Origin of the sequence: uncultured Caldilinea sp. (genome assembly GCF_937128415.1) — a bacterium.
Taxonomy (GTDB): Bacteria; Chloroflexota; Anaerolineae; order Caldilineales; family Caldilineaceae; genus Caldilinea.
Map to the genome: position 1 here is coordinate 97,525 of NZ_CAKZMJ010000096.1, position 19,655 is coordinate 117,179.

Below are 19,655 nucleotides of genomic sequence, written 5' to 3' on the forward strand. Positions count from 1 at the left end.
GAGCGAACATGAACCCGGTCGACATCATCGTCAAAAAGCGCGACGGCGGTGAACTCTCCAAAGAAGAAATTGACTTCTTCATCGACGGCGTCGTCAACGGCGCCATCCCCGACTATCAGATCGCCGCCTGGCTGATGGCCGTCTACTTTCGCGGCATGACGGACCGGGAGACCACCGACCTGACGTTGGCGATGGCCGCCTCCGGCGACCAACTTGACCTGCACGACGTCTTGCCGGGGGCGGTGATCGTAGACAAGCATTCCTCAGGCGGCGTCGGAGACAAAACCACGCTGGCGGTCGCCCCGATTGCGGCGGCCTGCGGCTTGCCCGTGGGAAAAATGAGCGGTCGCGGCCTGAGCTTTTCCGGCGGCACTATCGACAAGCTGGAAAGCATTCGCGGCTGGACCGCCGAAATTTCACAGGAGCACTTCCGCCGTCAGTTGCGCTCAATTGGGCTGGTGATTGCGGCGCAGACCGCCAACCTTGCGCCTGCAGACAAGATTCTCTACGCGCTGCGCGACGTGACCGGCACCGTGCCCAGTCTCCCCTTGATCGCCGCCAGCATCATGAGCAAAAAGCTGGCGGCCGGCGCCGACGCCATCGTGCTGGACGTGAAATGCGGGCGCGGCGCATTTATGGAGACGCTGGACGATGCGCGTGCGTTGGCGCAGCGCATGGTCGCCATCGGGCGCCTGGCCGGGCGCAAAGTGACGGCGCTCATTACGCAGATGCAGCAGCCGCTTGGGCTGGCGGTGGGCAATGCGTTGGAAGTGAAAGAGGCCATCGCCACACTGCACAACGCCAGCCCCGCCGATTTTCACGAGCTGGTCGAAACCGTGGCGGGGGAAATGCTGTTGATCGCCGGAGCAGCGGAAGACATGAACCAGGCACGCGCTGCGGTGCGCAAAGTCATCGCCGACGGCAGCGCATTCGAGAAATTCCGCGCTTTCGTCGCAGCGCAGGGAGGCGACGCGTCGCTGGTCGACCATCCAGAACGGCTGCCCACAGCGCCGGTTCAGCTTCCTGTGCCAGCGCCGGTCGACGGTTACGTTCACGCCATTGATGCCCGAGAAGTCGGCCTGGTGACCGTGGACCTGGGCGGAGGACGCCACAAAAAAGGCGACCCGATTGACCCTGCGGTGGGCGTCGTTTTGTCCGCAAAAGTGGGGGCAAAAGTGCAGAGCGGTGAAACGCTCTGCACCGTCCATGCAGCCACTGAACAGAGCGCCATGGCAGCAGCAAAACGTCTTCAAGCAGCCTACGCGATCGCAGACGCGCCGATGAGGCCGCTGGAAATTGTGCTCGACCGCGTCGCATAAGCAGGGAGGGTGCGTGTTGCGTGTTCCGTTACGCAACACGCAACACATTCTACCAATCCGTGTTTTTGCGCTCCTCCACCACGCGCTGGTAGAGGAGCGCCGTCTGTCTGGCGATGTTGTCCCAGCTATAGCGCTCCTCCACTTCGCGCAGGGCGCGGCGACGCCGTTCGGCGGCGGCCTCCGGCTCGGTGAAGAGTTTGTTCACCGCCCAGGCGATGCTCAGCGGATCGTTGGGATAGACGGTGAGGCCGGTCTCCAGATGGCGCACCACTTCCGCCAGGCCGCCGACGCTCGAGGCAATCACGTTCGTTCCGGCCGCCATCGCCTCCAACGCCACAATGCCAAAAGGCTCATACAGGCTGGGGAAAATGGCGGCGTCCACAATGCCGTAGAGGCAATCGCGCTCTTCGTCGCTGACGTAGCCCAAAAAGCTGATCGCCCGCTCCACCCCTAACTCATAGGCCAGAGGCCAATACTTTTCACTGTTCTTGCCGGCCACCAGAAGCCGGGTGTTCGGATGTTCGGCCAGGATGCGCGGCATCGCCCGAATCAACACATGGAGTCCCTTTTCGTAGACGATGCGCCCCACGAAGAGCAACAACCGCTCGTCATTCGGGGCGTAGCGCTGACGCAGCAGCGCCCGCCGCTCTTCCGAACAGCGCATCACAGCCTCGATGTTGATGCCGTTGGGGATGATGATCGTCTTGTCCTCCGGGATGCCGAAATAATGCTGCAACTCGTTGCGCATGAACTGACTGCAGGCGATAATGCTCCAAGCCTCGAAGCAGCACTGCCACTCCATGCGGTCGATCTGCGAGCTGGTTTCACTGGGGATGTGTCCTTGATGGCGCCCTCGCTCGGTGGCGTGCATCGTGGTGATCAGCGGAACTTTCCATCGATGTTTCAATGCGATGCCGGCCTTAGCGACCAACCAGTCATGAATATGGATGAGGTCATAGGGCTGCCGTTGCGCAAGCTCTTCTGCGCGCTCCACCAGGTGCTGATTGTTCTGAATTACGCTGTTGTAGTGATCGACCGGGTCGATCGGCGGAGCGTCCACCCGATAAATGCGCAGAAATTCGTTGACCTGCTCCTCCTGCGGCCCGCCGCTGTAGCGCGTCGTGAGGACATCGACGGAGACGCGATCTTCGTCCTCTGCGCCGTCGATCCTTTGGCCGCTCAGGAAAGGCGTCAATTCGGCGACATGTTTGCCCATGCCGCCCACAACGTAGGGAGGATACTCCCAGGAGATTAAAAGAACATGCATAATGCCACACCGCCTTTATTCATCCAGGGTGAAAGGACGACTCACCCCATTCTCCAGTACAAACATAGCAACACGCCAGGGTCGTGCAGGAACCGTCTCGGTTCGCATCGCAGCATCCAACGCCGCCCGTGTGGCTTCATAGGTCAAAAGAGCAGCAGGCGCCATCGGATCCCGACCCATCACGCGATCAGTATAGTGGGAATTCGACCACGTCAACCAATACAATTTCCTGTCAGTTTCGAGCCGTTCCGTCAGCACCGGGTCGCCGCCGACCGGTCCCAGCCAGAATGGAGCGCCGGCGCCTGCCGAAGGCGTCGCATTCAAGAAAGCCGCAGCTTCATCTGCAGCGCCCAGCCAAAAAATTGCTTCATCCGGCCTGAGGGAAGCGACGTCATCGTGGAGGAAACGCGTGGGCAGACCCGCAATCGCCGACCCGCGCGCTTCATCCCAGGCGGGCCAACCGCTGGGGTCGCCGGCCAGCGCCAGCGAGGCGGCTCCCTGCCGCCGGACGGCCGCCCCCACCGCCGCAAGCAAGTCGTCCGCCCAGGCTATGGAATGAAGCGCAGAGGCAAAGCCGCCTTCCGGCTCCACTGCGTAGGGAACGAACCAGGGGACGCCGGCGTCGCTCAAGACGTCGGCGACGGCGGCGGTCAACGCGGGCGCAAGCGGCCCCACGATGGAGCGCACCTGAGGATCGACCAGCAGCTTCTGGGCAGCACGTCGTGCGCGTTCCGGGGTTGCGCTGTCATCGAGCGCCAAGGGCACAACTGCCATTTCGCGCGACGGCGTCTCGGCGATGGCCTGGCGCATCGCCGTCAAGGCCTCGTAACCGGTGCGGCGATACAGCCCCTCAAACGGAGCAATCAGCCCGATCTTGACGACCGGCCGCACGTCCCGGCACGCCGCCGACAAAATGGCTATGGCGAAGAGCAGAAGGATCGCACTTCGCCATAGGATTTGCGTCAAAAAGGTGCGTCTATCGGCGTCCAAAACACCTTTACTTCGGATTATATCCGTAAATCTGCAGGTTTTGCTGCTGCTCCGCTAAAGTTTGCACGAAGACGTGTCTGCCATCTTCGCCGGTGGCGACGAAGAAGCAGTAGCCGGTGCGCGCCGGGTTGCGCGTCGCTTCGATGGCGCTCAACCCTGGGTTGGAGATTGGACCTGGCGGCAACCCAGGATAGAGATAGGTGTTGTAGGGGCTTTGCACCAGCTTGTACTCTTCGATCGACTGCGGTTTCCACCACCAGTTGCCCACCGTGCCGCGCGCATATTGCACCGTGGGGTCGGCCTGCAGGTAGGGGCCGCCCACCTCCGGGCATTTGTTGTTCAGGCGGTTGAGATAGACGCCGGCGATGATCGGTCGCTCGTCCGCCAGAACAGCCTCTCGCTCCACGATGCTGGCCAGGGTGATGAGGTCGCGACCGCTCAGGCCGCTGGCGCCGCCCGTCAAACCTTTGGAGCCGACCCGTCGCTCAAAATTGTCCAGAAACGGGCGGATCACCTGTTCAGGGGTGGCCGCCAGCACCGGGAAGCGGTAGGTGTCCGGGAAGAGGAAGCCTTCGAGCGAGGCGTCCGGCGGCAGGCTCTGCAGGAAATCATAGCGGTCGAAGATGGTGAGACTACGCGGGTTGCGCACCGCCGCCAGGAAGCGATCCGCCTCGATGACATTGGCGGCTGCAAGTCGCTCGGCGATCTCCTCCGAGCGCATCCCCTCGGGGATGGTCACCAGCGCCTCTTCAAACAGCGCGTGTTGGAGGGCTTCGGCGATTTCCGGCATGGTCATTGTTTCGGCCAGCATGAAGTTGCCGGCCTCGATTTTGCGTTCAAGGCCGGTGACGCGCAGGTAGAGGTTGAAGAGGTCCGGATCGGTGATGAAGCCTTGCGCGGCCAGCCGTGCAGCAATGAAGCGCGCTGCTTCGCCAGGAGCCACCGTGAAGGGGCGCGGCCGGGGGTTGTCGCCCGCGGGGATGTAAAGCTCATCCTCGCGCAGGCGCAGGCTAATCGCCAGAATTTGCCGCTCGATCGTGTCCGGGTCGAGCGAAAACTGGTTGGCGGTCGGATCGAGCAGGCCGGCGGTGCGCTGGGGTGCGGCGAGCAATTGTTCATGCAGATGCGCACTGCTGACCACCCAGCTTCCACCCAGCACGGCGATCACGATCGACAACGTGCCAATTTTCAGCAGGTTCCACAGCAGCGCCGCTCCACGCCATTGCTGACGCCAGTCGGACTGTCGTCGCGCCAGTTGCGTGCGGCGATAGAGCACCTGCTGTTCGCGTTCACGAAAAGTCATACGCCCTCAAATCTCAATGCGACCGTAGTCGATCCTGTTCTCGACGCCCGCCTGGGCTGCTTTATGGGCGTCCAGGTAACTCTGCAAGATGACGGCGGCTGCCACTGCGTCATCGGCGCTCTGGGGGCTTCGTCCTTTGCGCCGCCGGCCTTTGTCTCGCCCCCCTTTGAAGCGCGCCGGAAAGGCGATCGTCGCCTCGTTCTCCGCTGTCGGTGAATGTGCAGCCAGTATCGACTGCGCTTCGTAGCTGCTCAGGCGCTCATCCCAGAAGAGAATGGGAGGCGCAGCGCCCAGAATTTGGCGCAACGCCTGCGCAAGCCGCTGCGCCCAACGACGCACCGATTTCGCCTGGGCGCCCTCGCTGCCGTCCATGTGGAGCGGCAGCCCGCAGATGATCGCCTGCGCCTCCTCCTGCTGCACCAGCCGGGCGAGGGCGGCGAAATCTTCTTCTCGGCTGCGGCGTCGGATCACGGTCAGCGGTCGCGCAGCCAGATGCAACGGGTCGCAGACGGCCACGCCGATGCGCGCCTGTCCGACGTCCAGGCTCATCAGCTTGCCGGCGGGCGCCTTCTGCTGATTCAATTTGTTCACCGCATCGGCGTCGGTTGGCATCATCGTCATGGCCCAAAATCGATGCGCACCTGCATGCGGTTGATCAACGAGGGAAGCACCCCGCGCCACGCCGGGTCGAGATAGATGTCCGGCTCGCCTTCGATCAACCACTGCTCGCGGATCGTGCGCTTCGCCTCTTCCGGCGTCATGCCTGCAACTGCGCGGCGCAGCTCGTCCGGGTCGATCGGCGTCGTATAGTCGGCTGAGACGGTCATCGTGAAGGTGACGCTGGTGGTCGTCGCTTCGCTTCCCGGTTGGCGCTGGGCGCGGATGCTGTCGAGCACCAGCCTGCCGCGCTCGGGCACTTGCGCCTCTAATTTTTTCAAGATCAGGTCGGTGGCCTGCTGTTCATTGACGGCCAAGCCCTGCACCAGCACGCGAATGGACCCGCTCAACTGTTGCGCCGGTTCGTCGTTATACTGGTCGAACGACTGCGCCAGCACAAAGGTTTGCACCGATTCGGGCGGGAGCCATTCGCCTGTTTGCAGCTCCTCGCGCAGCCGATCGTACGCCTTGGATCGGGCCGAATCCAGCAGAATTTCCACCAGTCGGTCGCGGTCCGCCTGAGAAACCACCGACACCAGCTCAGCGCCGCCGCCGGCGGTGGGATTGGGGTTGTTGACGCGCAGTCGGAAGCCGAGCGCGCCGACGACGGTGTTGATGGTGTTGGCGCGCACGTTGCCGATGATGCCCGGCTCCACCGCTTCGACGGGCACGCTGACGCGTTGGCCGGCGCCGCCCTCAACGGTGGCCTCGCGCAAGGTGCGGAACTCGACCGGGATGCCGGCGCTCGTGCTCACGCGCGTGTTTTCCGGAATGGTCACAGGAACGGCGCCCAGGTTGGTGAAGACGACCTCGCCCACGGCGCGCGTGGTCGGCTTTTGGGCGGTTCCGCTGGTGGGAACTGCTCCCTGCTCGGTCAGCTCGACTTTCACCAACCGCGCAGGCAAGAGCGCTTCTTCAGCGTCAACGGCGTCGATGCCGATCAGCGCCGTCATCCGCAGATCGGTCTGCAACGGCAGTCGCCCCGGTTTGACGGTGATGGTGGCGGCGGGCAAGACGTAGAAGGTGAAGCCGGCCAGTGCAGCGACGATCAACGCGCTCATGATGAGGTTGCCGGCCAGCCGCATCCACATCGGCGTCGGTTTGCGGTAGGCGGTCTCGCTTTCGATGCGGCGCTGCCGCGCCTGTCGTTGCGTGGGCAGGGTCTGTCGCGCCACGATCTCCTCGCGGCGCCAGGGGGGAGGCTCCGGCAGCCCCGCCGCCGGGTTGCGCGGGTCGATGAGCGGCAGCAGCGGCTTCATCCGCCAGCGGTCGTTGGCCGCCTGCTCCATGTGGTTGAAGACCGGCACGCCCACCTGTTTAGCGGCCAGGCGCGTCGCCGGCTCACGCGTGATCAGCGCAATCTCGTTTTTCTGAATCTGGGCCTGGCGCTGCAAGAGCCGCATGCGCGCCACGTTGTTCAGTTCGAGCCAGCCTTCAGGCAATTCGAGCGCAATCCGCTTGTTGCGCCATTGCCCCACCGCGCGACGCACGGATTCCAGGCTGGCGTCCGGTGGAACTTGATAAAATTCAGTCATAGTTGCATTCGTGTTGCGCAGTGCGTGATTCGTGTTGCGTGATTCGTGTTGCGTGAAATTACGATCTTGGAAGAAACACGCAACACGGAACATGAACCACGCCCTGCGCCTCTCACTTCAAGTTCGTCTTCACCCATTGGGCGATGCTCTGCAGCGCCTCTTCCAGTTTGGCGCTGTCGCGTCCGCCGGCCTGGGCGAGCGTCGGGCGTCCGCCGCCGCCGCCACCCATCAATTTGGCGGCGTCGCGCACCAAATTGCCTGCATGCATCCCGCGACGGACCAGATCTTCGGTCACAGCGGCGACGATCAACGGCTTGTCGTCGATCACGGCGCCGACCGCCACGACGCTGCTGCCTAGCTTGTCGCGGAACCAGTCGGTCATCTGCCGCAAAGTCTCCACGTCTTCGGCCGGGACGCGCACGGCCAGCACCGAGAACCCATCCACGCGTTCGGCGCGCTGGAGAAGCGCCTCGGCCTCCTGTCGCGCCAGCTTCTGGCGCAGTTGCGCGACCTCCTTCTGCAACGCATGATGGCGGGCGATCAGTTCCCGCACCGCCTCAGCCGCTTCAGCGGGCTTAGTGTGCAACATTTCGGCGATGGCGTCGAGCGCAGCCAGCCGCTCTTCGATCAGCGCCTCCGCCGCACGGCCGGTGACGGCCTCGATGCGCCGCACGCCCGCGGCGACGCTCCCCTCGCTGACGATGCGGAAGGGGCCGACTTCGGCGGTGCTGTCGACGTGGGTGCCGCCGCACAATTCGGCGCTGACGCCCTCCTCTTCGCCGAAGGAGACGACGCGCACCTCGTCGCCGTATTTTTCGGTGAACAGCGCAGTCACGCCCTCGCTGATGGCCTGGTTGTAGGTCGTCCAGCGCGTGTTGACCGGGTAGTTCTGCAAGACGATCTCGTTGGCGCGACGTTCAATGGCGGCGATGTCTTCGTCGCTCAGCGGCTGACCGTAGGTGAAGTCAAAGCGCAGTCGATCCGGCGCCACCAGCGAGCCGGCCTGATGCACGTGTTTGCCCAGCCGTTCGCGCAGCGCGGCGTGCAAAATGTGCGTCGCCGTGTGATTGCGCATGATGTCCCAGCGACGCTCGGTGTCGATGACCGCCGCGGCCGGGTCGCCGACCTTGACCGTGCCGCTGGTCACCTTGCCGACGTGCAGGATCAGCCCGGGGATCGGACGTCGCATGTCGGTCACCTGGATCGACCAGACCGGTTCGGGCAGATTTTCGGGCCAGTAGTAAATTTCGCCCGTGTCGCTGACCTGACCGCCCGCCTCGACGTAAAAGACCGTCTCCGGCAACAAAACTTCGACTTCTTGCCCGACGCTTGCCTCTTCGACCGGCTCGCCATTGACGAAAAGCGCCGCCACGGTGGTGTCCACCTCAGCGAGGTCTTCATAGATGCGGTGACGCACGCCTGCAGGGTCGATCACGCCCTGCTCCTGGAGCTTGCGGAAGTGCTCCACATAGGGCTTGACGTCCAGGGCGACCTTTTCAACGGCGGTGGCGCGGCTCTTTTCTTTTTGTTCGGCCAGCGCCTTTCTGAAACCTTCCTCGTCTACGGTGAAGCCGTTGTCCTTCGCAATGTCGCGCGTCAGGTCGATCGGGAAACCGAAGGTGTCCCACAGGAAGAAGGCCTCCTGTCCAGAGATCTGCGTGCGCCCTTCGGCGCGCATGCGATCCATGACCTCATCCAGGATGCGCAGGCCGTTGTTGAGCGTGCGATGGAAGCGCTCCTCTTCGTCGGTGATGGTCTGCATGATGTAGTCGCGCTTGGGAATCAGATCGGTGTAATGGCCGCCCATCTCTTGAATGACGGCGTCGGCCACCTGCGCCAGGAAAGGGCGTTCAAAGCCGATGATCTTGCCGAAGCGCGCGGCGCGGCGCAGGATCATGCGCAGCACGTACTGGCGTCCTTCGTTGCCGGGCAGCACGCCGTCGCCGATCAGAAATGTGCAGGCGCGCGCATGGTCGGCAATGGCGCGGTAACGGAAGAGATGCTCCTGGCGCTGCGCGTCGCTATGCCCCGCCAGCTGCTGGATGCGGTTCATGATCGGCGCAAACGCGTCGGTGTCGTAGTTGTTGTCTTTGCCCTGGAGAATGCTGGCGAGGCGCTCCAGCCCGGCGCCGGTGTCCACGCTGGGCGCCGGCAGGGGAACGAGACGTCCATCCGGCTGCGCGTCATATTGCATGAAGACCAGGTTCCAGATCTCCAGATATTCGTCGCTGTTGTTGACGCCTGCGGCGCTTTGTTTTTCCAGATCGCCCCAGTAGTAATGAATCTCCGAGCAAGGGCCGCAGGGGCCGACGTCGCCCATCGACCACCAGTTGTCGCTTTTGCCAAAGCGCAGGACGCGCGAGGGGTCGGCGCCGGTTTCGATCCAGAGGCGCTCGGCCTCGTCGTCCTCTTCGTAGACGGTGAACCAGAGCCGCTCGAGCGGAAGCTCCAGCTCGTCCACCAGTAACTCCCAGGCGAAGCGAATGGCGTCCTTCTTGAAGTAGTCGCCGAAAGAGAAGTTGCCCAGCATCTCAAAAAAGGTGTGATGCCGCGGGCTAGGGCCGACGTTCTCCAGATCGTTATGTTTGCCGCTGACGCGCATGCACTTTTGCACGGTGGCCGCGCGCTTGTATGGGCGTTTTTCCAGGCCGAGGAAGACGTCCTTGAACTGGTTCATGCCGGCGTTGGTGAGCAGCAACGTCGGGTCGTTCTCCGGCACCAGGCTGCTGCTGGGGACGATCTCATGGCCGCGCTGATGAAAGAAATCCAAAAAGTACTGGCGGATCTGGTTGGTCGTCAGGTATTTCATAACCTCTATCCTGTGCATTCACCGGTTCTGCATGCGCACTATATCCTTGCGATTGTAGGGCAAAGCCAAGAGGGTGTCAAAAGATCGTGGAGATTGCGTCACAGCTCGCCGCAGCGATCCAGCGTGATGGCCACGGCCGCCAGGGCTGCGGTTTCGGCGCGCAGGATGCGGCTGCCCAGGGTGACGATGCGCCAGCCGCGCGCCGCAAGGCGCTCCACCTCGTCTGGCGTAAGCCCGCCTTCGGGGCCGATCAGCAGCGCCAGCGGAGGGAGAGGCGGCGCGCCGGTTGTGCACAAGGTCGCCACCGCCTGACCAAGGGTGGGGGCGTCTTCGCCCGCTTCCTCCCACGCCAGAAAGCCCAAAGTTCCTTCCGGCAGCTCGATTGCGCTCAGTTCGATGGCCTCCAGCAGGACGGGGGGGCGGGTGCGACCGCACTGTTCGGTCGCCTCGCGAAGGATGACGCTCCAGCGCGTGCGTTTGGCCGCCAGCGCGGCCAAGGGACGCACGACGCTGCGCCGGCTGAGAACCGGCGCAATGCGCGTCACACCCAGTTCCGTCGCTTTTTGCAAAACCCATTCAAACTTGTCCTGCTTGAGGGAGCACAAATAGAGCGTCAGGTCGATCTTCGGATCGGCGTTCGTCGCGCGTCTTTCCCGCACCTGACCGGCTGCGCGTCGCGAGGAGAGTTCGGTGAGCGTCGTGAGATATTCATAGCCGTCGCCGTTGATGAGCGTGATGGCGTCGCCGGCTTTCAAGCGCAACACGACGGCGAGCTGATGCGCCAAGGCGTCGAAGCGATGGGTTTCTCCAACCGCAAGGGGCGTCTCGACAAAGAAACGATGGCGCGCAAGCCGCTTCTCGCCGCTCATGCCTCACGCTTTGCGCACGACCAACGCCACCCAGTCGCCTTCCTGTTTGCGGTCGATCAGGGTGCAGCCATGACGCCGCGCGGCTTCGACCACCATCTCCGCGCGTTCTTCGATAATGCCGGCCAGAATCAATGCGCCGCCCGGCTTGAGCGGCTCGGCGAGCGGCGGGTAGCTGTATTCGCCGTCGAAGAGCTTAACGAGCACCTCGGCCAGGATGTTGGCGACGATCACATCGAAACGGTTGGCCATACCCTCCGGCACACTGCCTGCTTGAACGGTGACGCCCGGCGTTGCGTCGAGGGGGACGCCGTTGCGCAGGGCGTTTTCCCGGGCCACGTTCACTGCGATCGGGTCGATGTCGGTCGCTAGCACGGAGGCAGCGCCCAGCTTGTAAGCGGCGATGGCGAGCACGCCGCTGCCGGTGCCCAGGTCCAGCACGGCGTCGCCGGGGCGGACATGCTCCTCCAGCGCCGCAATGCACAACCGCGTGCTCGGGTGCAGGCCGGTGCCGAAGGCCATGCCGGGGTCCAGCTCGATCACGATGTCCTCGGGCGCAGCCTCCACGGACTCCCAGCTGGGCTTCAACAGGATGCGTCCACCGACGCGCAGCGGCTTGTAGAAGCGCTTCCAGGCGTGCGCCCAATCTTCTTCATGGAGGGTGCGAATTTGCGGCTCCGGGATCGGATAGATGCGCGAGAGGAACCACAGACCCTCTTCGATCTGACGACGGATCTGTTCCCCGCGCGCACCGGGCTTGATGTACGTCTTGACGACGATGCGAAATTGCCCATCGATCGGTTCGCCGAAGTCGTCGTAGCCGGTGGTCTCGATCACGGCGCCGCCGCCGCTGGCTTCGCCTGCTTCGCTGTCGGCGTCGTAGTCGCCGCCGTTGAAACGATTAAACAGCTCGCTGACCGCTTCGGCGGCTTCGGCGTCGCATTCGACGGCGATTTCCAGGATAGCGCTGCCTGCCATATCCGCCTCTTCTCAGTCCGCGCCGAACAGACGGTCGAAAAAACCCTTTGGCTCTTCACGGGTGGTCTCATCGCCGAAGGTGCGCGCCAGTTGTCGGAAGAGCTCCTTCTGTTCGGCGGTCAGCTTGGTCGGGATTTCCACGCGCACCGTGATCAGCATATCCCCGCGCCCGCTGCGCTGGAGATGCGGAGCGCCGAGGCCGCGTTTGCGAAATTGGGCGCCGGTCTGCGTGCCCGGAGGAATTTCGAGCGTGTCATAGCCGCCTTCGAGCGTGGGGATTTTGACCGTCGCGCCGAGAGCGGCCTGCGCCACGTTGATAGGCAGTTCGAGCAAGATGTCGCTGCCGTTGCGCACGAAAAACTTGTGCGGCTCGACGGAAACCACGACGTACAGGTTGCCCGGAGGCCCGCCCAATTGCCCGGATTCGCCTTCGCCCGCCAGCCGAATGCGCATGCCGTCGTCGACGCCAGCAGGAATTTTGACGTTGATCTTGCGGGTGACGCGCACGACTTTGCGCCCCTGACATTTCTGGCAGGGAGATGGGATCACCTCGCCGCTGCCGTTGCAGTTTGGGCAGGTGGAGGCGGTGACGATGGTGCCGAACAGCGGGCTTTGCTGTCGACGTTTCACTTCGCCGGAGCCGTTGCACATGGCGCAGACGACCGGCGAGGTGGGCGGTTCGGCGCCGGTCCCATGACAGCGGTCGCACGTCTCCATGCGCGGAATTTCGATTTCGCGCTCCGTTCCGAAGACGGCCTCCTCAAATTTCAGCCGAATATCGACGCGCAGATCGGCGCCGCGGCGCGGCTGCTGTCGCCTCGATTGGCTGCTGCGACCAAAGCCAAACAGCTCCTCGAAAATGCTGCCCAGGTCGCTGAAGCCCGCCATGTCGTCGTACCCTGGGCTGGCTGCGCCCTGCAGCCCGGCGTGGCCGAAGCGATCGTACACAGCGCGTTTTTCATCGTCGGAAAGCACCTGATAGGCTTCGTTGATCTCTTTGAAGCGCGCCTCTGCGTCCACAGACTTGTTGACGTCCGGATGATATTGTTGCGCCAGTTTGCGAAAGGCGCGCTTAATTTGTTCCTTAGAAGCGTCGCGCGGAACGCCCAACACTTCGTAATAATCGCGTCTATCCATAGTCGTTTAAACTATTCCCAGTTGATAATCCACGCGCAAAGTCCGGCGAGCGCTACGGTGGCCCCGATCAAGGCAAGCCATTGCATCGGCTCAAAGCCGACGTGACGGGCGCTAAAGTAGAGAATGACCACCATGCCGACCGCCAAAATCGCCCAGTTCGAGAGAACGGGATGTTCGAACCAGAACCGCTTTAATGCATTCATACCTTTTGACCCTCGCTTGCGTTCCAATCAACAGCGGAGTTCACCACTTCACGCCAGAGGCGATCCAGCTGTTCATACAATTGCTCAAGAGAGCCGCTGTTGTCGATGACGCGCGTTGCGCGTTTGACTTTCTCCTCCTGGGGCGACTGGGCGGCCATCCGTCGGCGAGCCTCCGCTTCGCTCATGCCGCGCCCCTGCATCAGGCGACGCAGCTGAGAGTCTTCATCCGCAGTCACGACCCACACCTCGTCGCACAATTTGAGAAGGCGCCCGGATTCCAGCAATTTGATCGCCTCGATCACGATGACGGGCGCAGCAGTCTCATGCAACATGCGCTGCGCCAGTTCAAAGACCGCCGGGTGAACGATGGCTTCCAGTTGCGCCAGCTTCGCCGGGTCGGCAAAAACGATGGCGCCCAACGCTTTGCGGTCAATCGAACCATCCGGCGCCAGAATTTGCGTCCCAAAGAGGTCGAGCACCGCCTGATAGGCCGGTCCTCCAGGGGCGATCGCCTGATGCGCCAGCGCGTCGGCGTCGATCACGGCGGCGCCGCGTTCCGCCAGATACCTGAGCACCGTGCTCTTGCCGGTTCCGATATTGCCCGTCAATCCAATCGTCTTCGGTCGAGTCATAAGCTGTCATTATAACACAGCTCTTTTTCTTCGACGAGCAGTGCAAAATGCGCAAACGCGATATTTTTTGTTGGAAATTATCCCGATTGACAAATCCTGGGACCTCTCCTATAATCCGTCCCGCCGAGCAGCATCAGTCCAATCCTTTGCCTTAATTTTGCACTCTTCCTGGAAGATTTTGCAACAGCGCCCGATTTTGTCTTGTGAATCGCGCCCAACCCTGTTCATTCTTGGCGGTGCGGAAGGCCGCAGATGAACGGAGTGAACCTCGCAAACTGCGTCTGTACAAGCTACATCTGTAATTGTCGGAGCTATTCGTTTGTTCATTTGCAATTGCTGAGGGGTTGAAGGTTGCTTGTGCTAGACGACCATTTGCGTCGTTTACAATCCTGCAGGTCTGAATCATTTTTTTCAACACAAGGAGAAAGCTGGCTATGCGCAAATTGAATTTGTTCCTGGCATTGTTGCTTGTTCTGGCCATGGTGGTTTCCGCCTGTGCGCCGGCGCCCCAGCCGGCCGCCCCTGCCGGACAACCGGCCGCTCCCGCCGAACAACCGGCGGCGCCGGCCGCCCCGGCAGCCGGCAACGTCATCCGGGTTGCGACGCAGTCCCCGTTGAGCGGCCCCCAGTCGGTGCTGGGCACCGCCATCAAGAACGGCGCCCAGTTGGCGCTGGAGCAGAAGAGCGGAAAGCTGCAGGAGATGGGCTTCACCGTCGAGCTGGCGCCGTATGACGACCAGGCCACCCCGGACATCGGCGTCGCCAACGCCAAGCAGATCGTCGCCGATCCGGCGGTGCTGTGCGTGGTGGGTCACCTGAACAGCGGCGTTGCGATTCCCAGCTCCGAGGAGTACCACAACGCACAGTTGGCGATGGTCTCGCCGGCCAACACCAACCCCTTGGTGACGACGCGCGGCTACCCGGAGGTCAACCGCATCGTAGGCCGCGACGATGTGCAAGGCGTGGTGGGCGCTGAATTCGCCTTCGGCGAAATGGGCGTCAAGAGCGTGTACATCCTGCACGACAAGACGGCCTATGGTCAAGGCATCGCCGAATTCTTCCGCCAAAAGGCCGAAGAGCTAGGCATGGCCGTGCTCGGCTTTGAAGGCACCGAGGAGCAGGCTAACTTCGACAGCGTGTTGACGCCGATCCTGGCCGCCAATCCCGATCTGGTTTACTTCGGCGGCATCTACAGCCAGGGAGGCTTGATCCTCAAGCAGATGCGTGAGAAGGGCATCGACGCTCAGTTCCTTGGCCCGGATGGCCTGGACAGCTCCGAGATGGCGAATCTGGCCGGCGAGTATGTCGTGGATATGTACTTCACGACGACGGCGGGGCCGCTGAGCCTCTTCCCCAAGGCGCAGCAATTCATCGCCGACTATGAGGCGCGCTTTGGCGAGCAAGTCCAGCCCTATGCTGCGGAAGGATACGACGCCATGAGCATCTGCCTCCTGGGCATCGAAAAAGCGATCGAGGAGAACGGCGGCGCCATGCCGACGCGGGCCCAGGTCGCTGCGGCGGTGCGCGCCACGAAGGATTACGATGGCATCACCGGCGTGAAGACCTTCAATGAGATCGGCGACTTGACCGTGGCGCAGTACTTTGTGAAGCAGGTGAAATCTGCAGACCCGGCGAAATGGGGCGAGGCGGAAGTCGTAAAAGTGCTCGACATCCCGGCGCCGACCACCAACTGAATCGCCCATTGTGCATGAAAAACGGTGCAGGTTGTGGTGTTCAAGCTCCGGCAGCCTGCACCGTTTTCCTATTCGCCGACGCCGGTTAGGTGGTTTCTTACCCATCACGCGACCTGCCTTCACATACGCCTGTGAGGAGACGTCATGCGTTTGCGTAGAGTCAATCCCATCAAAGAAATCTTGCGCCCTCTGGGTCAACTGCTAATTTTCGTCATCGGAAGCGCAGTGATCATTTCGGCGTTCGTGCTGTTGCTGGCCTTGTTGTTGCGCCCCACCCGCACCGATATCGACATCTTTCAAGTTTCCCTGATTTTATTGCCGCAGGTGTTGATCGATGGCATTACACTGGGCTTCATGTATGCCATTATTGCAATGGGATACACCATGGTTTACGGCGTGTTGGAATTTATCAATTTTGCGCATGGAGAATTCGTGATGTTCGGCGCCTTTGCAGGCGTCGAATTACTTATCTGGCTCAACGCGCAAGGTGTTTTGAGAACCTCTGAAATGTGGCTGGCGCTGCTCTGGCTCGTTCTGGCCGTTCTGCTTGGGATGAGCGTGGGGGGCGCGCTGGCGGTCAGCGCCGAACGCTTCGCCTATCGACCGCTGCGAGGAACGCCGCGATTGGTGCCGCTGATCGCCGCAATTGGAGTTTCGTTTCTGCTGCAAGACACCATGCGCTTTCTTCAAAGCGCAATCAACGGCGATTTTTATCGCACCTTCCCAGAGTTCGGCCCTTTCGCCCAACGGCTGACGCTCTTCTCTCTGTCCATTGACGAGCGCCCGATCAATATTGCGGTTCAGTACAAGGCCATTCTGCTCATCTCCTTTGCGATCATTATGCTGGTGGCGTTGAATTACCTTGTCAACGCCACGCGGCTAGGCAAGGCGATTCGGTCGGTGGCGCAAGACCAGCGCACCGCTTCCTTGATGGGCATCGACGTCAACCGCATCATCGCCTTGACCTTCCTGATCGGCGGCGCAATGGGGGGCGCGGCCGGTGTGCTCTGGACGTTTCGCTTTACCCGCGCGGATCCGTATATGGGATTTATTCCCGGCCTCAAAGCGTTCACCGCCGCCGTGCTCGGCGGCATCGGCAGCATTGTCGGCGCCATGCTGGGCGGGATGGTGCTCGGGTTGTTGGAGTCTTTCGCCGCCTCCTACTTCAGCATCTTCTCGCGCGGGGCGTTCGGGGCCGAATATAAGGATATCTTCGCCTTTGGCATCCTGATTTTGGTTCTGATTTTCCGGCCGCAAGGTCTGCTAGGCGGCAAAACGACGCAAAAGGCCTGAGGAGGAATCTGATGAGCACACAGATCGCACCCACCCATCGCTTTAGGCAACTCTTCCGCGGACCGCTCGGCGTTCTGTTGACGCTTGCTTACATCGGCGCGATCACGGCGTTGTTGATACTGGAGCCGCGTTCGCTGCTTTGGCGCCTATTGTTGTTCACCGCGCTGGCGTTGATCTATTTCATTCCGCAACGCCCCGCCGTTAAAGTGATTTTAAGTGTTTTGCTTTTGGCGATCGTCGTGCCGACGGTTGGGCTGCGAAACCCTTTCCTGCTGGAGATCGGCTTTCAAGTCGCCGTCTTTGCCACATTGGCGCTAGGATTGAACGTCGTCGTAGGGTTCGCCGGCCTGCTCGATCTGGGATACATTGCGTTTTTTGCGGTGGGCGCCTATTTATGGGCCTTCTTTGGCTCGCAGCAGCTCTGGCATCTGAATGATCCGCCCGGCACCTTTTCGATCTATCCGACCTTTCCTCTTGCCGCCTGGTGGTTTTGGATTTTCATTCCCCTGGCGATTCTCGCCGCCACTGCCACAGGGATTTTGCTGGGCTTTCCTGTGCTGCGATTGCGCGGGGACTATCTGGCGATCGTGACGCTCGGCTTCGGCGAAGTAATTCGCGTGCTTGCCAACAATCTCGACAAGCCGATCAATCTCACCAACGGTCCCCAGGGCATCACGCCCATCCAAAGGCCGCCGTTGCCGCCTTTTCTAACCTCTCCAGAGGTGCTTGCGACGCTTTCCGGGTGGGCGGGCCGGCCGATTGGCCTGAATGACGTCTACGGATTTTTCTTCTACTTCATGGGGTTGATCGTCCTGATCGTGACCATCATCATCGCCCGCCGACTGGAACACTCCAAACTAGGACGCTCCTGGACGGCGATTCGCGAAGACGACGTCGCCGCCGTCGCAATGGGCGTGCCGCTTCGCCGCACCAAGCTGACTGCTTTCGCCATCGGCGCGGCCTTCTCCGGCGCAATGGGCGTCCTCTACGCCTCGAACCGCACCTTCGTCAGCCCAGAGACCTTCTCGCTCACGGCGTCGATCAGCATTCTGGTGATGGTCATTCTCGGCGGGCTGGGCAGCATCCCCGGCGTGGTGCTCGGCGCAGCGGTTGTCACCTTACTCAACATCGACATTCTCCAGACGCTTTCACTGCTGTTGAGCAGTCTGCGCCAGGGCAACGAGGTGATCCCGCTGCTCGGGGTGCCATGGAAAAACCTGCCAACCCAGTTGGACCCGGCGCGCTATCAGCGCTTTGTCTTCGGCCTCCTGCTGATCTTTATGATGATCTTCCGTCCGGAGGGGATGGTGCCCGCCGAACGCGCACGCCTTGAATTGCACGAGAGCGAAGAGGAATTTTCCCCAGAAGTCAAGCTTGAGGGCGATGCAATGCCAGAGGAACAGCCGGTCGATTGAACAACGCGAGCGCAAGCCTTGGGGAGATCAAGCTATGAGCGCAATGCTGGAGTTAGAGAAAGTCACCAAACGATTCGGCGGTCTTGTGGCCGTCAATGCGGTGGATCTGCGTTTTGAGAAAGGGAGCATTTCCAGCGTGATCGGGCCAAACGGCGCGGGCAAAACCACGATCTTCAACATCATCACCGGCATCTATCGACCAGACGAGGGAAATGTCCGCTTTGAGGGTCGCTCCATCGTTGGAAAGCGACCCGATCAGATCACCGAGTTAGGCCTGTGTCGAACCTTTCAAAATATTCGTCTTTTCAACAATATGACCGTGCTCGAAAATATCCTGGTGGGCGCCCATACGCGCACGCCGAGCACAGCGTGGGGAGCTGTGCTGCGCACACGCCATTTCAAAGAGGCGGAAGAGGCAGCGCGGCAAGAGGCGCTGCAGCTTCTGCGTTTTGTGGGGCTGCCGCGCGGGTTGGGCGATCAACTTGCGCGCAATCTGCCCTATGGGCAACAACGCCGCGTCGAAATCGCCAGGGCGCTGGCCTCAAAACCTCGACTGCTGCTGCTCGACGAGCCGACCGCCGGCATGAACCCTCAGGAGACGGAGTCGGCCATGCGGCTTTTCCGCAGGCTGCGCGACGAACTGGGGATCACGGTGGTGTTGATCGAGCACGACATGAAAGTGGTCATGGGCATTTCAGAACGCGTCTCCGTTATCGACTATGGCCAAAAAATCGCCGAAGGCACGCCCGAAGAAGTGCGGAAAGATCAACGCGTCATTGAGGCATATTTGGGACGCAGCGCCATGGTGGAAACCGCTGCTGTCGAAAGGAGTCGACCATGAGCGCGCCGGTTCTTGAACTCATCAACGTCAACACCTATTACGGCAAAATTCACGCACTCAAAGGCGTCTCCCTCACCGTCGAACAAGGCGAGATCGTCACCCTGATCGGCAGCAACGGCGCCGGCAAGACGACGACGCTGCGCACCATCTCCGGCTTGCTGCGCCCGCGACAAGGCGACATCCGGTTAAACGGCGTCTCCACCCTGACTTTGCCGCCGCACAAAATTGTGGAGAAAGGCGTCGGTCATGTGCCTGAAGGCCGGGGCATCTTTCCAGCTTTGACCGTGCTGGAAAATCTGGAGATGGGCGCCTTTCTGGTGCGCGACAGCGCCGAAATCGATCGACGACTCGCCCTGGTCTTCTCGATTTTTCCACGTCTGCAAGAACGGATGCATCAACGCGGCGGCACCCTCTCCGGCGGCGAGCAGCAGATGCTGGCCATCGGCCGCGCCCTGATGCAACTGCCCGCTATCCTGCTGCTCGATGAGCCGTCGATGGGGTTGGCGCCTCTCCTGGTGGAGGAGATTTTTAACATCATTCGCAAGCTGAACAGCGAGCAGGGCACGACGATCCTGCTCGTCGAACAGAACGCACAGGCGGCGCTCCAGATCGCCAATCGAGCCTACGTCCTCGAAACCGGTCGCATCCTCATGAGCGGCCCGGCGCAAGAGCTGCTGCACGATCCAAGGATCATCGAAGCATATCTCGGCTTGTAG

The 19,655-nt window shown here is 61.7% G+C and carries 17 protein-coding genes; 6 read left to right on the forward strand and 11 right to left on the reverse strand.

Annotated features, from left to right (window positions below; genetic code table 11):
- The first annotated feature begins 8 nt into the window (after window positions 1–8).
- The gene (locus Q0367_RS18885) at window positions 9–1,319 is read left to right on the forward strand and encodes a thymidine phosphorylase (protein WP_298984107.1); all 1,311 of its coding nucleotides are present in this window, start codon (window positions 9–11) and stop codon (window positions 1,317–1,319) included.
- A gap of 49 nt (window positions 1,320–1,368) precedes the next feature.
- Here Q0367_RS18885 and Q0367_RS18890 read toward each other — a convergent pair whose 3' ends face one another.
- The 11 genes from Q0367_RS18890 to coaE all read right to left on the reverse strand — a co-directional run bounded on the left by Q0367_RS18890 (window position 1,369) and on the right by coaE (window position 13,696).
- The gene (locus tag Q0367_RS18890; RefSeq protein ID WP_297629747.1) at window positions 1,369–2,586 is read right to left on the reverse strand and encodes a glycosyltransferase family 4 protein; all 1,218 of its coding nucleotides are present in this window, start codon (window positions 2,584–2,586) and stop codon (window positions 1,369–1,371) included.
- A gap of 15 nt (window positions 2,587–2,601) precedes the next feature.
- Window positions 2,602–3,576, reverse strand: a complete 975-nt coding sequence (locus Q0367_RS18895) for an ABC transporter substrate-binding protein (RefSeq protein WP_297629749.1) — start codon at window positions 3,574–3,576, stop codon at window positions 2,602–2,604.
- A gap of 7 nt (window positions 3,577–3,583) precedes the next feature.
- Entirely contained in the window at window positions 3,584–4,879 is a 1,296-nt protein-coding gene (mltG, locus tag Q0367_RS18900; protein WP_297629752.1) for an endolytic transglycosylase MltG, read from the reverse strand.
- 6 nt (window positions 4,880–4,885) lie between these two features.
- The gene (gene ruvX, locus Q0367_RS18905; protein WP_298984110.1) at window positions 4,886–5,500 is read right to left on the reverse strand and encodes a Holliday junction resolvase RuvX; all 615 of its coding nucleotides are present in this window, start codon (window positions 5,498–5,500) and stop codon (window positions 4,886–4,888) included.
- A complete protein-coding gene (locus tag Q0367_RS18910) occupies window positions 5,497–7,071 on the reverse strand; it encodes a baseplate J/gp47 family protein (protein WP_297629758.1) in 1,575 nt (524 codons plus the stop codon). Before Q0367_RS18910 ends, ruvX begins: the two co-directional genes overlap by 4 nt.
- A gap of 112 nt (window positions 7,072–7,183) precedes the next feature.
- On the reverse strand, window positions 7,184–9,880 hold the full coding sequence (alaS, locus tag Q0367_RS18915; protein WP_298984113.1) for an alanine--tRNA ligase: 2,697 nt from the start codon (window positions 9,878–9,880) through the stop codon (window positions 7,184–7,186).
- A gap of 98 nt (window positions 9,881–9,978) precedes the next feature.
- Window positions 9,979–10,749, reverse strand: a complete 771-nt coding sequence (locus Q0367_RS18920; protein WP_298984135.1) for a 16S rRNA (uracil(1498)-N(3))-methyltransferase — start codon at window positions 10,747–10,749, stop codon at window positions 9,979–9,981.
- Between the two features lie 3 nt (window positions 10,750–10,752).
- Complete coding sequence (gene prmA, locus Q0367_RS18925) at window positions 10,753–11,724, reverse strand: 50S ribosomal protein L11 methyltransferase (RefSeq protein WP_297629768.1); 972 nt, start codon at window positions 11,722–11,724, stop codon at window positions 10,753–10,755.
- Between the two features lie 12 nt (window positions 11,725–11,736).
- Entirely contained in the window at window positions 11,737–12,861 is a 1,125-nt protein-coding gene (gene dnaJ, locus Q0367_RS18930; RefSeq protein ID WP_297629771.1) for a molecular chaperone DnaJ, read from the reverse strand.
- Window positions 12,862–12,872: 11 nt separating this feature from the next.
- On the reverse strand, window positions 12,873–13,064 hold the full coding sequence (locus Q0367_RS18935; protein ID WP_297629773.1) for a hypothetical protein: 192 nt from the start codon (window positions 13,062–13,064) through the stop codon (window positions 12,873–12,875).
- Entirely contained in the window at window positions 13,061–13,696 is a 636-nt protein-coding gene (coaE, locus tag Q0367_RS18940) for a dephospho-CoA kinase (protein WP_297629777.1), read from the reverse strand. The genes Q0367_RS18935 and coaE overlap by 4 nt, the downstream gene beginning before the upstream one ends.
- A gap of 434 nt (window positions 13,697–14,130) precedes the next feature.
- Between coaE and Q0367_RS18945 the strand changes: the two genes are divergently transcribed.
- The 5 genes from Q0367_RS18945 (at window position 14,131) to Q0367_RS18965 (ending at window position 19,655) form a co-directional block, all read left to right on the forward strand.
- Entirely contained in the window at window positions 14,131–15,390 is a 1,260-nt protein-coding gene (locus Q0367_RS18945; RefSeq protein ID WP_297629781.1) for a branched-chain amino acid ABC transporter substrate-binding protein, read from the forward strand.
- Between the two features lie 144 nt (window positions 15,391–15,534).
- The gene (locus Q0367_RS18950; RefSeq protein WP_297629785.1) at window positions 15,535–16,683 is read left to right on the forward strand and encodes a branched-chain amino acid ABC transporter permease; all 1,149 of its coding nucleotides are present in this window, start codon (window positions 15,535–15,537) and stop codon (window positions 16,681–16,683) included.
- Between the two features lie 11 nt (window positions 16,684–16,694).
- On the forward strand, window positions 16,695–18,098 hold the full coding sequence (locus Q0367_RS18955; RefSeq protein WP_298984139.1) for a branched-chain amino acid ABC transporter permease: 1,404 nt from the start codon (window positions 16,695–16,697) through the stop codon (window positions 18,096–18,098).
- Between the two features lie 34 nt (window positions 18,099–18,132).
- On the forward strand, window positions 18,133–18,939 hold the full coding sequence (locus Q0367_RS18960; protein ID WP_298984141.1) for an ABC transporter ATP-binding protein: 807 nt from the start codon (window positions 18,133–18,135) through the stop codon (window positions 18,937–18,939).
- Window positions 18,936–19,655 (forward strand): ABC transporter ATP-binding protein, encoded by a 720-nt coding sequence (locus Q0367_RS18965; RefSeq protein ID WP_298984143.1) that lies wholly within the window; start codon window positions 18,936–18,938, stop codon window positions 19,653–19,655. Before Q0367_RS18960 ends, Q0367_RS18965 begins: the two co-directional genes overlap by 4 nt.